This is a genomic window from Pseudomonas sp. LS1212 (assembly GCF_024741815.1).
Lineage (GTDB): Bacteria > Pseudomonadota > Gammaproteobacteria > Pseudomonadales > Pseudomonadaceae > Aquipseudomonas.
Window position 1 is genome coordinate 3,982,553 of the sequence record NZ_CP102951.1, and the last position, 14,346, is coordinate 3,996,898.

At 60.2% G+C, this 14,346-nt stretch carries 9 protein-coding genes and 1 pseudogene; 9 read left to right on the top strand and 1 reads right to left on the bottom strand.

Annotated features, from left to right (window positions below; translation table 11 throughout):
* Window positions 1–93: 93 nt before the first annotated feature.
* The gene (locus NVV94_RS18515) at window positions 94–2,052 is read left to right on the top strand and encodes a monovalent cation:proton antiporter-2 (CPA2) family protein (protein WP_258443835.1); all 1,959 of its coding nucleotides are present in this window, start codon (window positions 94–96) and stop codon (window positions 2,050–2,052) included.
* A 7-nt stretch (window positions 2,053–2,059) separates the two neighbouring features.
* On the opposite strand, the gene NVV94_RS18520 is transcribed toward NVV94_RS18515, so the two are convergent.
* Window positions 2,060–3,268 carry an ammonium transporter gene (locus NVV94_RS18520; protein ID WP_258443836.1) on the bottom strand — a complete coding sequence of 403 codons (1,209 nt, stop codon included), beginning with the start codon at window positions 3,266–3,268 and terminating at the stop codon, window positions 2,060–2,062.
* 336 nt (window positions 3,269–3,604) lie between these two features.
* On the opposite strand from NVV94_RS18520, the gene NVV94_RS18525 reads away from it, so the two are divergent.
* From NVV94_RS18525 to NVV94_RS18560, 8 genes and pseudogenes are all read left to right on the top strand, one after another.
* Window positions 3,605–3,919 (top strand): YqjD family protein, encoded by a 315-nt coding sequence (locus NVV94_RS18525; RefSeq protein WP_258443837.1) that lies wholly within the window; start codon window positions 3,605–3,607, stop codon window positions 3,917–3,919.
* Window position 3,920: 1 nt separating this feature from the next.
* Complete coding sequence (locus NVV94_RS18530) at window positions 3,921–4,313, top strand: phage holin family protein (protein ID WP_258443838.1); 393 nt, start codon at window positions 3,921–3,923, stop codon at window positions 4,311–4,313.
* On the top strand, window positions 4,310–4,651 hold the full coding sequence (locus NVV94_RS18535) for a hypothetical protein (RefSeq protein ID WP_258443839.1): 342 nt from the start codon (window positions 4,310–4,312) through the stop codon (window positions 4,649–4,651). Before NVV94_RS18530 ends, NVV94_RS18535 begins: the two co-directional genes overlap by 4 nt.
* A 95-nt stretch (window positions 4,652–4,746) precedes the next feature.
* Window positions 4,747–6,078, top strand: coding sequence for a deoxyguanosinetriphosphate triphosphohydrolase (locus NVV94_RS18540; protein WP_258443840.1), 1,332 nt, complete (start codon window positions 4,747–4,749; stop codon window positions 6,076–6,078).
* A gap of 218 nt (window positions 6,079–6,296) precedes the next feature.
* Window positions 6,297–6,683, top strand: coding sequence for a response regulator (locus NVV94_RS18545; RefSeq protein ID WP_258443841.1), 387 nt, complete (start codon window positions 6,297–6,299; stop codon window positions 6,681–6,683).
* Window positions 6,684–6,955: 272 nt separating this feature from the next.
* Window positions 6,956–7,582, top strand: a complete 627-nt coding sequence (locus NVV94_RS18550) for a response regulator transcription factor (RefSeq protein ID WP_258443842.1) — start codon at window positions 6,956–6,958, stop codon at window positions 7,580–7,582.
* Between the two features lie 8 nt (window positions 7,583–7,590).
* Window positions 7,591–11,270 (top strand): annotated as a pseudogene (locus tag NVV94_RS18555) (transporter substrate-binding domain-containing protein).
* Window positions 11,271–11,367: 97 nt separating this feature from the next.
* Window positions 11,368–14,343, top strand: a complete 2,976-nt coding sequence (locus NVV94_RS18560; RefSeq protein WP_258443844.1) for an HD domain-containing phosphohydrolase — start codon at window positions 11,368–11,370, stop codon at window positions 14,341–14,343.
* Window positions 14,344–14,346 lie beyond the last annotated feature (3 nt).

A 14,346-nucleotide genomic window follows, 5' to 3' on the forward strand; every position in this document is an offset into this window, starting at 1 on the left:
AGGATTCCAAACTATGATTCAGGTCATTGGTCGTACCGGCCCAAAGCCCGATGCTTGACGCCTTTTCCAATTGCACGCCTTGCGGAGTTTCCCTTGTTCGCCAATCTCCTGATCATCCTGGCCTCCTCGCTCGTCGTCATTGCGGTGTTTCGACGCCTGCAACTGCCGCCGGTGCTGGGCTATCTGTGCGTTGGCTTGTTTGTCGGGCCGACGGCGCTGGATTGGATCAATGAAAGCGAGGAACTGCCCGACCTTGCCGAGATGGGCGTGGTGTTTCTGCTGTTCTCGCTGGGGCTGGAGTTCTCCCTGTCGAAAATGCTGGCAATGCGTGGGGTAGTGTTCGGGCTGGGCATTTTGCAGGTCATCTGCACATCGGGGTTGCTGGCCGGCCTGCTCGCGCTGCAGGGTATGCCGACCCCTGCAGCATTTCTGCTCGGGGCCGGCCTGGCGCTCTCCTCGACCGCCATCGTCAGCAAGGAGTTGACCAGCCTGGGTGAGATCTTCAGCAGCCATGGCCAGAACGCCATTGGCGTGCTGTTGTTCCAGGATGTCATCGCCGTACTGCTGCTGACCCTGGTGCCGGTGTTCGCAGGTGATGGCGGCCAGGCATGGTACTGGGCATTGCCACTGACCCTGGCCAAGACCGTGCTGTTGTTCTTTGGCCTGCTGTTGGCCAGCCGCTGGGTGTTGCCGCGGCTGTTCCATGAAGTCGCCGCCTCACGCTCTGCCGAATTGTTCGTGCTGTTGGCGTTGGTGATCGTATTGCTGGCCGCCTGGCTCACTCATCTGCTGGGCCTGTCGCCCGCCCTGGGTGCATTCCTGGCCGGCATGCTGTTGGGCGAAAGCCACTATCGGCATCAGATCGAGGCCGATATCCGGCCCTTTCGCGACATTCTGCTGGGGCTGTTCTTCGTCAGTATCGGCATGTTGATCGATTTGCACCTGTTCGTCAGCCATGGCCTGGCAATCGCTGGCCTGACCCTGCTGCTGTTGCTTTTGAAAGGCAGCGTGGTGGCGGTGCTGGTCAAGTTACGCGGCAGCGACAGCGAAACCGCCTGGCGCAGCGGCTTGGCCCTTGCCCAGGGCGGTGAGTTCTGTTTTGCCTTGATGGCGCAGATGCAGCAAAGCCACCTGCTGCCCGCAGAAATTGGCAGCCTGCTGCTGGCCGCGACGTTTTGCTCGATGGTGATGACGCCGCTGCTGTTGCGCGCCGCGCCCTCGATTGCGGCGCGCCTGCACCGCAAACCGAACCAGGAAGTGCAACTCGATGAGATCAGCGCCCATAGCGCCGGGCTGGACGCCCATGTGGTGATCTGTGGTTATGGCCGGGTTGGCCAGTCGATCGGGCGCTTTCTGCGCCGTGAACAACAGCGCTACATCGCCCTGGACGATGATCCGGTGCGGATCCGGGAAGCCGCCGCTGCGGAGAACTGCGTCCATTATGGCGATTCGCGCCGGGGCGAGCTGCTGGCGGCTGTCGGCCTGGAGCGCGCCAGGTTGGTAGTGATCGCCGTCGACAAGACCGACATCGCCCTGATTGTGCTCAAGGCTGCCCGCCTGATCAACAGTGACGTGCCGATCCTGGTTCGTACCCGCGATGATAGCGTGCTGGCCGAACTCAAGGCGGCCGGCGCCAGTGCAGTGGTGCCGGAGTTACTGGAGTCGAGCCTGATACTCGCCTCCCATGCACTGGTCATGCTGGGTGTACCCGAGGACCATGTGCAGAGCCGGGTCAATGAAGTCAGGCAGTCTCGCTACCGGCTGCTGCAGGGTTTCTATCACGGCGCCCAGACCAACCTGATCGACAGCCAGGGCCAGCCCAGGGTGCTGATGCATGCCGTCAACCTTGGTGCCGATGCTTACGCCTGTGGGCGCCCGCTCGAGGAGCTGGCGCTGGAACAAATGGGCGTGCAGCTGCAATCGGTCCAGCGCCAGGGTGAGGACCTGACGACCGACGCCAGCACTTGCCTGCACGCTGGCGATGCGGTGCTGCTGAGCGGTTCGATGGCCGCCATCGAAGCCTGTGAAGCCCGGTTGCTGGGCGGCCGTTGAGCTTTGCTCAATCCTGGCTGTTGGCGCCGATCTTGTGGATCGACAGGTCGGCGCCGTAATACTCCTGCTCCTGGCTCAGGCGAATGCCGGTGATGGCCTTGATCGTGCCGTATACGGCAAATCCGCCCGTCAGCGCCACCACGACGCCCGCGGCGCTGCCGATCACCTGACTGGCCAGGCTGACCCCACCCAAGCCGCCCAATGCGGACTGACCAAAAATGCCGCAGGCAATACCACCCCACACCCCGCAAATACCATGCAAGGGCCAGACACCCAGCACATCGTCGATTTTCCATTGGTTCTGGGCCGCGGTGAAGCACCAGACAAACAGCGCACCGGCAACGACGCCGGTCATGAGTGCGCCAACCGGGTGCATCAGGTCCGAGCCCGCGCATATTGCCACCAACCCCGCCAGCGGGCCGTTATGCAGAAAACCTGGGTCATTGCGACCGACCACCAGGGCTGCAACCGTACCGCCCACCATGGCCATGAGCGAGTTGACCGCTACCAGCCCACTGACCGCTTGCAGGGTCTGGGCGCTCATCACGTTGAAACCGAACCAGCCGACAATCAGAATCCATGAGCCCAAGGCCAGGAACGGAATGTTCGACGGCGCAAACGCCACCAACCGCCCTTCCCGATACCGGCCATTGCGCGGGCCCAGCAGCAATACCGCTGTCAACGCCAGCCAGCCACCCACGGCATGCACCACCACGGAGCCGGCAAAATCGTGAAAGCCGGCGCCGAACCTTGCCTGCAACCATGCCTGCACACCGAAGTTGCCGTTCCACACCACGCCCTCGAAGAACGGGTAGATGAACGCCACGATCAGCGCCGTCGCGCACAGTTGCGGGACGAAACGGGCCCGCTCGGCAATGCCGCCGGAAATGATTGCCGGAATCGCCGCAGCAAAGGTCAGCAGGAAGAAGAACTTGACCAGCCCGTAACCATGGTCGGCGCTGAGCACCGCCGCTGGTTGCAGAAAACTGACCCCATAAGAGATCCAGTAGCCTATAAAGAAATAAGCCAGCGTCGACACAGCGAAGTCACTGAGGATCTTGGACAGGGCATTGACCTGGTTTTTGTGCCTGACCGTCCCGACCTCCAGAAAGGCGAAGCCGGCGTGCATGGCCAGCACCATGACCGCACCGAGCAGAATGAACAGCGTGTTGGAGCCATGGACCAATGAGTCCACCGCACTTTGCAGATTTTCCATAGGGGAGACAGGCCTGAAGTCACGGAAAAGCACCAAAGCAGGTCGAATGCCCGCGGCACGCACCGAATTGGACCAACTGACAGACGACTCCCTGGTGTCAGTGAACCTCTTTGGCGCAAGGCAATGCCGGAATAAAATCGACGCTCGGGTTTTTCCTCGGGTTTAATTCGTTTAGGTTAAGGTTCTTGCGCCGGGACACGATCCCATGCCCGAATGCAGCGCGACGACCTCGTTCTACGCACCATGGCAAAGCAAAAGCTGTACCAGGCAAATCGAACTGAACCTTCGTTGCCTGCCTGAACTCGAAATACCCAGAAGCCACTTACGGAGATACCCATGGCCAGCAAGACGGCAAAGACTGCTCAAGACATATTGATGGCTGACTTTCAGACCCTGGTTCGCGACACGGAAAAATTGCTGGAGCACACCGCGACCTTGGCCGGTGACCAGGCTGACGAATTGCGCACGCAAATTCACGACAGCCTGCTGCGTGCCCGCGAGACCCTGAAGATGACCGAAGACTCGATGCGCGAGCGCGGCGAAGCCGCCGTTATCGCCACCGAAGAATATGTCCAGGCCAACCCCTGGCAGTCGATCGGCATCGCCGCCGGCGTGGGCTTTCTGATTGGCCTGCTGGCCACAAGGCGCTGAGATGACGATGGGCACGGAAACCGACCCGACGGGCACGGGCACAAGCTCATCGACGCGGCGCCTGGGTGCCGCCTTTCTCGGGCTGCTGCACAGTCATGTCGAACTGTTCGGCATCGAGCTGCAAGAGCAAAAGGCGCGCACCCTCGGCCTGCTGTTGTTCGCGGGGCTGACGCTGGTTTTTGCCTTGCTGTTGCTGACAGCCCTGTCCGGGCTGGTGCTGGTCTTGCTGTGGGACACTTATCGACTGGCCGGCATTGTCGGGCTATGTGTGTTCTACGGCCTGGCCGCACTCTTCTGTGGCTTGCGCTTGAAGGCAGCCATCTTCGATGAGTCTTCGCCCTTCAGTGCCACCCTCGAAGAGCTGGCCAATGACCGGGAGCGCCTGCTGCCATGAATACTCCTGAACTGCCGCAGACCAATAGCCGGCGCGAGCTGCGCAAGGCGCTGGTGCGCTTGCGCATGGAGATGCATCGCCAGGAGATTCGTCACGAATCCCGGCAGCTGGTCAACCCACTCCACCGCATGCGCACCATGGCTGGCAACTTGCAAGGCGGCCTGGGCATCAAGCATGCCCCGCTATGGGGCATGGGCGCAGTCATCCTGCTCGGCTTCCTGACCGGCAAAGGCGCAAAAAACGCAGGCACCGGCAGCCTGACGAGAATGATCCGCCTGGGCACCAGCCTGATTCCCCTGATCAAGCTGGTGATGCAGGGGCCCGCGCAAAAGAAATGAAAGGCCGGCATCTGCTCCGGGGACATTTGAAACCCTTGCAGCGGGCCGCCTGACACGGGAAGCTAGGGTATCGCTCATGTAACGGAGACAAGGCCTTGGATTGGCACACCCTGCTTACCCGCGAACGCTTGGGCAAACCCCTGCACAGCCCTGAGGAACTGGGTCGAAGCCCCTTTCACAAGGACCATGACCGCATCATCTTTTCCGGTGCCTTTCGCCGCCTGGGCCGCAAGACCCAGGTGCACCCGGTGTCGAGCAACGATCATATCCACACACGCCTGACCCATTCCCTGGAGGTCAGCTGCGTAGGGCGCTCGCTGGGCATGCGCGTGGGTGAAACCCTGCGCGACAGCCTGCCGGATTGGTGCGAGCCCAGCGATCTGGGTATGGTCGTGCAGTCTGCGTGCCTTGCCCACGATATCGGCAACCCGCCGTTCGGACACTCGGGCGAAGATGCGATCCGCCACTGGTTCCAGCAAGCTGCCGGTCGCGGCTGGCTGGACGCGATGAGCGAGGTCGAGCGCAATGACTTTCTCAACTTCGAAGGCAACGCCCAGGGCTTCCGGGTGCTGACCCAACTGGAGTACCACCAGTTCGACGGCGGCACCCGACTGACCTACGCGACCCTGGGAACCTACCTGAAGTACCCCTGGACAGCGCGGCACGCCGACTCCCTGGGCTACAAGAAACACAAGTTCGGTTGTTATCAGAGCGAATTGCCGCTGCTCGAACAGATCGCCCGGAAGCTCGGCCTGCCCAAGCTTGAAGAGCAACGATGGGCACGTCACCCGCTGGTGTACCTGATGGAGGCCGCCGACGACATCTGTTATGCGTTGATCGATCTGGAAGATGGCCTGGAAATGGAACTGCTCGATTACGCCGAGGTGGAATCCCTGCTGCTGGGGCTGGTGGGCGACGACCTGCCGGAAACCTATCGTCAACTTGGCCCGCGCGATTCGCGACGGCGCAAACTGGCCATTTTGCGTGGCAAGGCCATCGAGCACCTGACCAACACGGCCGCACGCGCCTTTGTCGATCAACAAGAGGCTCTGCTCAACGGCACCCTGCAGGGGGACCTGGTCGAACATATGCATGGCCCCGCCAAGCGCTGCGTGCTCAGTGCGAAAGAGATGGCGCGGGAGAAAATATTTCAGGACAAGCGCAAGACGCTCCATGAGATCGGCGCTTACACCACCCTGGAGATTCTGCTGAACGCCTTCTGCGGAGCAGCTCTGGAACAACACGGTGGGCGCACGCCTTCCTTCAAGCACCAGCGCATCCTCGACCTGCTGGGTAACAATGCACCTCACCCCTCGTGGCCTTTACATACTTCATTCCTGCGTGTAATCGACTTTATCGCCGGCATGACCGACAGCTACGCCAGCGAAATGGCCCGGGAAATGACCGGACGCTCCAGCCCTATGTAAGATGGCACCCGTGCGGATGTCGAGATTGTCGACAACCGCGCGACCCTTCTTCTGCCAGAAATACCGCACACTTCTTTCAGAAAATACTGATGACAGCAAATGCCATCAGTTCGAATAATCCCACTCAACTCTATGTAAGCATTTGCCTGAAATCCTTCAGGCAAAAGCCCGAAGTACACGCTTGTCTTCCCGCAAGATAACTCTGCCCGGATGACCCAATGTCGATACAACAACCGCATATATTGCTGGTAGAGGATCATCCTTTCCAACTCATCGCTACGCAGATCCTCTTGAACAACCACGGTTTCCTGCGACTGACCTCGGCATTGGACGCCAATGAGGCACTAAGGATCATGGCCCGCGCAGAGCACATCGATGTTCTGTTGTGCGACCAATGCCTGCCAGGCATGACCGGGTTGAAACTCATTGAGACTGCCAGCCAGTGGGGCTGGATTGACCGGGCCATATTGCTCAGCAGCCTTGCGCAAGAAGAACTGCAGGCGCTGCATCACCAGGCGCTGCAACAGAACCTGCCCATGTTGGGCTATCTGAGCAAACCCTTGAATACTCATGCGCTGGCGCTACTGCTGGCACTGCCTCGCTGAAACTGCCTGGCTTTCTTACAATGATGCAGCTAAATCAATGTAGGAATATTCACACAACTTGGAAAATCAACTAAACACCCCTACCAAATCCGCAATAAAGAGTAGCCAATACACAGTTGACAGTTTCACAAAGCAGAAAAAACCGTACTACCAGCCTTCGTTTTCTGTAGGACAATTCCTATATGCGGCTGACGAGCATGTCTGTTCATGTGCCACCCCCTACATATCGGCTAAGGTGCGCGTTTTCTTCGCAGCCTGTACGGGAAACTAATATGCACTCTGTTTTTATTGTCGACGATCATCCGGTCATTCGCCTGGCGGTTCGTATGTTGTTGGAAAACGAGGGCTACCGCGTCATCGGAGAGTCCGATAATGGGGTAGACGCCATGCAAATGGTTCGCGAGTGCGTGCCGGACCTGATCATTCTGGACATCAGCATTCCCAAGCTCGATGGCCTGGAAGTTCTGGCCCGCTTCAACTCAATGAATATTCCATTGAAGATACTGGTGCTGACCGCCCAGAGCCCTGCGCTGTTTGCCATCCGCTGCATGCAGTCGGGGGCCTCCGGCTACGTCTGCAAACAGGAAGACCTCAGTGAACTGCTCAGCGCCATCAAGGCTGTATTGTCGGGTTACAACTACTTTCCGAGCCAGGCCCTCAACGCTGTCCGTCAGGATGATGGTCCGCAAACGGACGCAGAGCGGTTCAAGCTGGTGAATGATCGGGAACTCATGGTCCTGCAACTTTTTGCTCAAGGGCGAACAAACAAGGAAATTGCCAAGGGCATGTTTCTAAGCAACAAGACTGTCAGCACATACAAAAAGCGACTGATGCAAAAACTCCACGCCAGCACTCTGGTGGAACTTATCGAGATAGCCAAACGCAACGCGTTGGTGTGAGAGCGAAAATGCATAGGCGCTCGAACCTTCACTGGCTTCTGGTCACGGGCTTGTGCGTGAGCATCCCGACTTTTGCAGCACCCGCCCCTGTGGCACATTACGCACTGCTCAGCCGGACCGGTACGGCAAAACTCGACGTCGCCTTGACTCCTGCGCAGCAACACTGGTTGCAAGGCAAGCACGAACTGGTACTGGGTACATCGGCGCCCGATTACCCTCCTTTCGACATGACGCCCAGCGGCCGCGACTACGAGGGGCTCACCGCCGACTATGCCGGGCTGATCGCCAGCAGTCTGGCCATCCCGGTTCGCGTCGAGCGCTACCCCGACCGTGCAGCTGCCGTGCAAGCACTGGTCGATGGCGCCATCGACATGCTGGGCAGCGCCAATGGATTCGAGGCCGCGTCAAAGGCCATAGCCCTGTCGACGCCTTACGCCGTAGACCAACCGGTACTGGTCACCCGCGAGGACGAAACCCGGTCCGTGGTACGTGAACTTTCCGGCCTGCGCCTGAGCATGGTGTACCACTATTTGCCACAGTCGGAAGTCGAGACCAGCTATCCCGGGGCGTCGATTCAGACCTACCCTTCCTATCAGAATGCCCTCAATGCGGTAGCCTTTGATCAGGCCGATGTTTTTCTGGGCGACACCCTCTCGACCCACTACCTGATCAACCAGGGCTACCTCAAGAACGTAAAAATGGCCAACTTCGGCAAGCATGAGCCAGTGGGTTTCAGTTTTGCGTTGCGTAGAGACGACCAGACACTGCTACAGATCATCAACGCTACCCTGAGCGCCGTACCCGCGAACATTCGCCAGAGCATTTTCAAACGCTGGGGTGCAGGCAGCGACATACTGCTGACCGACCACAAGCTGCAACTGTCCCGGCGAGAAGAGCGCTGGCTAGCGCGCAACCCGGTGGTGCGCGTGGTGGTGGCGGAGAACTTCGCGCCGCTCTCGTTTCTTGATGGCGCAGGCAACTTTCGCGGCATCAGCGCCGACTTGCTGGAGCTGATCCGCCTGCGTACGGGCCTGCGCTTCGAGGTCCAGCGCAGCGGTGCCATCAGCGACATGATCGAGCGAGTAACCCAAGGCAAGGCCGACCTGATCGCCACGATCGTCTCGAGCCCGGAACGCGAGGCGCAGCTCGATATCAGCCGCCCCTACCTGGAGAACTCCCATGTACTGCTGACACGCAAGGGCCCCGAGCGCCCCATGCACCTGGACATGCTGGCCAACCAACGCCTGGCGATCAGCCGAGGCAACCCCCTGGTCAACTACCTGCGCCAGCATTATCCACAGATACAGCTTATTGAAGCCGAAGATGAAATGGGCACGGCGACGCTCCTGGCCGATGGCCAGGTCGATGCAGCCGTCAACTCGCTGATCATCGCCAATTACATCATCGCATCGCCCCGGTTTCAGGACACGCTGGTCATCAGCTCGACGATCGGCACCGAGCAGGCGGCCTTCTCGTTGGCCACCGCCCGTGGCGCCGATGAGCTGAGCAGCATTCTCGACAAGGCCTTGCTGAGTATCGCGCCCGACGAACTTGGCATCATCAACAGCCGCTGGCGCGGCTACAGCCCCGCCGTCGACTCCTACTGGCGCAGGCATCAGCGCCTGATCTACCAGATCATCCTCGGCACCGGCCTGTTGCTGCTGCTGTCCCTGGCCTGGAATGGCTATATGCGTCGGCAGATCAAACAACGCGAGCTGGCCGAGCGCGCGCTCAGCGATCAACTGGTGTTCATGCGCGCACTGGTCAATGGCACGCCCCACCCCATCTATGTGCGTGATCGCCAGGGCTTGCTGCAGACCTGCAATGACAGCTACTTGCACGCCTTTTCCTGCCGGCGCGAGGAGGTCGTCGGCAAGACCGTGCTCGAGGGTGTGCTGGACGACAAACAACAGGCAGCCCAGTTTCACGCCGACTATTTGCGGTGATGGCGCATGACGATCTCCTGATCCAGGACCGCCCTCTGCACATCGGCGACCGGACACTGACCATCTATCACTGGATCCTGCCCTACCGTGATTCCCTGGGCACGGTCCAGGGCATCATCGGCGGCTGGATCGATATCAGCGAACGCCGGCAACTGCTCGAGGACCTGCGACTGGCCAAGGAACAGGCCGACGACGCCAACCGTGCCAAAAGCACCTTCCTGGCGACCATGAGCCACGAAATCCGCACGCCGATGAACGCGATCATCGGCATGCTCGAACTGACCCTCAAACGGGCTGACCAAGGCCACCTGGACCGGCCTTCCATCGAAGTGGCCCATGACTCGGCCAAGGATCTGCTGGAGCTGATTGGCGACATTCTGGACATTGCGCGCATCGAATCCGGGCGGCTGACACTCAATCCTGAACGAGTCAACTTGCGCGAGCTGGTCGACTCGGTCGTGCGGGTATTCGACGGCCTGGCTCGCCAGAAACAGCTGAGCATGATCCTGACGCTGGATCCGGGTGCCGATCGGCAGGTATCGATCGACCCGCTGCGCTTCAAGCAGATACTGTCGAATCTGATCAGCAATGCCATCAAATTCACCGAACAGGGGCAGGTCCGCCTCAACTTGCGCTTGCATCCCGGCGGGCAGCCTGGCCAGGCGATGCTCGAACTGCAGGTGCAGGACAGTGGTGTCGGCATCAGCAGTGCCGATCAGAAGCGGCTGTTCAAGCCATTTGCCCAAGCCGAGCCCTGTGGTTCGATGGCCAGGAATGGCACCGGGCTGGGGCTGGTCATTTGCCGGACGCTCTGCAAAATGATGGGGGGTGATCTGACCCTGAGCAGCCAATACGGGCAGGGAACCCAGGTTCGGATCGACATGCCGATCGAATGCCTGGAACCCACCGCCATGCCCGAGCCCGGCCCCGCCTCCGAAGCCGAAGCCGAGCAGCAGCCCTTGCCATTGCCCGCACTGAACGTGCTGGTGATCGACGATCACCCCGCCAATCGCCTGCTGGTGTCACAGCAATTGGCCTATCTGCAGCTTCGCCACAGCACGGCAGCCAATGGCGAAGCCGGCCTGAATATCTGGCTGGACGGAAGCTTCGATGTCGTTATCGTGGACTGCAGCATGCCGCTGATGAACGGCTATGAAGTGACGCGGGCCATCCGCGACCACGAAATGCGACAGTGCATGAAGCCCTGCACCATTCTCGGCTACACCGCCAATGCACAACCCGAGGAACGCGAGCGGTGCACCCGGGCCGGCATGAATGACTGCCTGTTCAAGCCCATCAGCCTGGCCGCATTGCACCAACGCCTGGCCAGCATCCCGGCACTGCCCTTGCCCGATTCCCTGCAAAAGGAAGCCGTATTTTGCCTGGCTGCGGTAGGAACGCTGACCGGCGACGACCCACGGTTGCTCAGGCGTTTGTTTGCGGAAATTCTCCAAAGCGGTCGCCAGGACCAGACCCAACTCAGGAATCTGCCATTGCAGGACGATCGCCAGCCCTTGATCGCAATGGCCCACAAAATCAAGGGTGCCGCGCGCATCGTCCAGGCCAGCCGCTTGATCCAGTGCTGCGAAAAACTGGAGGCCAGTTGCAACCGGGCGCACAACGACCCTGAAATAGAAGCGCTGCGCCAACAAACGCTCGATGCAATGCTTGAACTCGAAAAAGCACTGCGTCAGCAGTTGAAAAGGACCACCCATACTTCAGCCGACAACTCGCACCCGTAAACAGACGGCATCGCGCCACAGAGTTTCAGAACGCTTCGCTGGGGTTTAACTATGCTCAAAAACTGCAGTGGACCTTATCTTCCGGTAGAGATCTGCTATGCCCAGCACCGAGCAGCGCCGCTTTCCCTTGCACGTGCACATCAGTGCCATGTTCACTTTTCTTTTATTGCTGACCGGGATCATGCTCGGCTTGTTCAACTATCGACAGAACAGCGATTTGATCCTGTCCAGCAGTGAACAGCTGTTTACACGCATCGAAGAAGAAGTCCGGCTTGACCTGCAACATACCTATCAGCCCATCCGCCACCTGCTCAGCCTGCTGGCTACCAGCGACAACACGGGCGCTGCCGACCTGCGGCAACGCCTTGCACTGCTCAGGCCATTCAGCCAGGCGCTGACCGACAACCCCAACCTCGCATCGCTCTATACCGGCTACAGCGATGGCGACTTCTTCATGGTCCGCCCTCTGCGCACCGCGCTATCGCAGGCGGCCTTCCAGGCACCGTCGAACGCCGCCTTCCAGGTCTGGAGCATCGAGCGCGAAACAGACGGCAGCATGCATTCCAGATCGCTGCTGTTCGATCGGGACCTGAACCAGATCGCTGCTCGCGACATCACCGACGAACGCTACGATCCACGCAACCGTCCCTGGTTCAACCAGGCCAGTACCGAGCTGGACCAGATCACGACTGCCCCCTACGTATTCTTTTCCACTCGCGATGTCGGCACTACCCTGGCCCGGCGTGCCAGCAGTACCGTGGTACTGGGCGCCGACCTGACACTGGCGGACTTGAGCGCCACCCTCGCCAGGCACCGGGTCACGCCCGGAACACAGGTCGTGCTGTTCGATGAAGCGAACAATGCGGTGGCCTATCCCGAGAGTGACAAGCTGATCATTGAAACCGGGACCGCCCATCTGATCAAGGCACAGGACCTGCACCCGGTAATCAAGCAATGGCTGGAGCAAGGCTCGGCCACCAATCGTCGCCTGGAGGCTGACGGCCGCGAGTGGGTGATTTCTCGCAGCCATATGGCAGAAGGAGGGCCTCGCGGCCTCGAACTGGCTCTGCTGGTTCCCGAGGATGAGTTATTGGCCGACGCCTACCAGCTGCGTTGGCGCGGCGCGCTGCTCACCCTCGGCATCCTGCTGCTGTGCCTGCCTCTGGGCTGGCTGATCTCCAGGATCCTGGTCAGGCCATTGCGCTCGCTGGTTCAGGAAGCCGATGCCATCCGCAGCTTCAACTTCAATTACCCGCTGACCCGACGCTCCCCGGTCCTGGAGGTCGACCAACTGACCGTTTCGATGCAGCGGATGAAACAGACCCTGGCGAGCTTCTTCGAAATCACCGCCAGCCTCAGCGCAGAGACGCGCTTCGCACCGCTGCTGCAGCGTATCTTGCAGGAGACCGTGAGTATCAGTCAGGCCCAGGCAGGCCTGATCTACCTGCTCGACAGCAGCAACGGGCAGATGGAACCCAACCGGTTGATCATCAACGGTGTGTTGCACGACCCCAAGTCGCTGGGTATCGAAAGCCACTCCCCGGACGAGGCGCACACCCCAGCCTGGCTGAAGTTGCTCAACCGCGAACGCGACAGCCTGGTCGCGGCTGTGGGGTTCGACCAGGCCGGCGACCTGCGCGAAATACTGCATGAACTCGAGAGCCCGCGTGTTCATCTGGTCGGCATCCGCCTGCACAATCGCAGCAATGAAACGGTCGGTGTACTCGTTCTGCTGCACCAGGACACCGGCGCCTCCACCGATCTGGACAAGCTCAGGCATGATCGCATCGCCTTCATCCAGGCGGTCTCCGGCGCAGCGGCAGCGTGTATCGAAAGCCATCGCATGCAAGCGCGGCAACAGCAGCTGCTCGACTCGTTCATACAGATCATTGCCGGTGCAATCGATGCCAAGAGCCCCTACACCGGCGGGCATTGCCAGCGGGTACCGGCGTTGACGCTGATGCTCGCGCGGGCAGCGGCAGACAGCCAGGCGCCGGAATTCAGCCAGTATCAACCCACCGACGAAGAATGGGAGGCACTGCATATCGCGGCCTGGCTGCATGATTGCGGCAAGGTCACCACCCCTGAATATGTCGTCGACAAGGCGACCAAGCTGGAAACCCTGTACGACCGCATCCATGAGGTACGCACCCGTTTCGAAGTGCTCAAGCGCGACGTCTGGGTCGACTATTGGCAAGCGCTGGCCCAGGGTGCCGAAGAACCCTCCCAGGCCATCGCGCGCGATACCCGGCTTGCCAGCCTGGACGACGACTTTGCCTTCATCGCCCAAAGCAATCTGGGTGGTGAATACATGGATGAAGGCAGCCAGCAGCGTCTGCGCCAGATCGCCGGGCGCACCTGGCTGCGTACCCTGGACGATCGGGTGGGGGTTTCCTGGGAAGAAAACCTGCGCCAGGCACGCACGCCGCCCTCCCCGTTGCCGACCCTGGAACCCCTGTTGGCAGACAAGCCCGAGCATCTGTTCGAACGCCCCGCCAGCGAACAGATCGCCGACGACAACCCCTGGGGCTTCAAGCTCGATGTCCCGCTGTACAAGTTCAATCGCGGCGAGTTGTACAACCTGAGCGTTGGCCGCGGCACCCTGACCGAGGAGGAGCGCTACCTCATCAATCACCACATGGTGCAAACCATCCTGATGCTCAGCCAGCTACCCTTCCCCAGTCATCTGCAGAGCGTTCCGGAGATTGCCGGCGGCCATCACGAAAAAATGGACGGCACCGGCTATCCCAAGCGCCTCAAGCGTGAGGACATGAGCCTGCCGGCCCGAATGATGGCTATCGCCGATATCTTCGAGGCGCTGACAGCCACAGACCGTCCTTACAAGAAAGGCAAGACCTTGAGCGAAGCATTGTCGATCATGGCGAGCATGTGCCGTGACGCCCATATCGATCCGCAGCTGTTTCAGCTGTTCGTCGAGTCGGAGATAGCGCTGCAATACGGGCGAATTTATCTGGATAGCCAACAAATCGACGAAATCGATGTGGCCGCCTTGCTCGACAAGGCCGGGCTCGGTGCGCGCAAAGAGGCTGCCAGTGGCGGGGCTGTAACCTGAGGG

Bases quoted from the DNA above. Each gene is read 5' to 3' on its own strand.
- NVV94_RS18520 (WP_258443836.1), bottom strand. From the start codon at position 3,268: ATGGAAAATCTGCAAAGTGCGGTGGACTCATTGGTCCATGGCTCCAAC.
- NVV94_RS18525 (WP_258443837.1), top strand. From the start codon at position 3,605: ATGGCCAGCAAGACGGCAAAGACTGCTCAAGACATATTGATGGCTGAC.
- NVV94_RS18530 (WP_258443838.1), top strand. From the start codon at position 3,921: ATGACGATGGGCACGGAAACCGACCCGACGGGCACGGGCACAAGCTCA.
- NVV94_RS18535 (WP_258443839.1), top strand. From the start codon at position 4,310: ATGAATACTCCTGAACTGCCGCAGACCAATAGCCGGCGCGAGCTGCGC.
- NVV94_RS18545 (WP_258443841.1), top strand. From the start codon at position 6,297: ATGTCGATACAACAACCGCATATATTGCTGGTAGAGGATCATCCTTTC.
- NVV94_RS18550 (WP_258443842.1), top strand. From the start codon at position 6,956: ATGCACTCTGTTTTTATTGTCGACGATCATCCGGTCATTCGCCTGGCG.
- NVV94_RS18560 (WP_258443844.1), top strand. From the start codon at position 11,368: ATGCCCAGCACCGAGCAGCGCCGCTTTCCCTTGCACGTGCACATCAGT.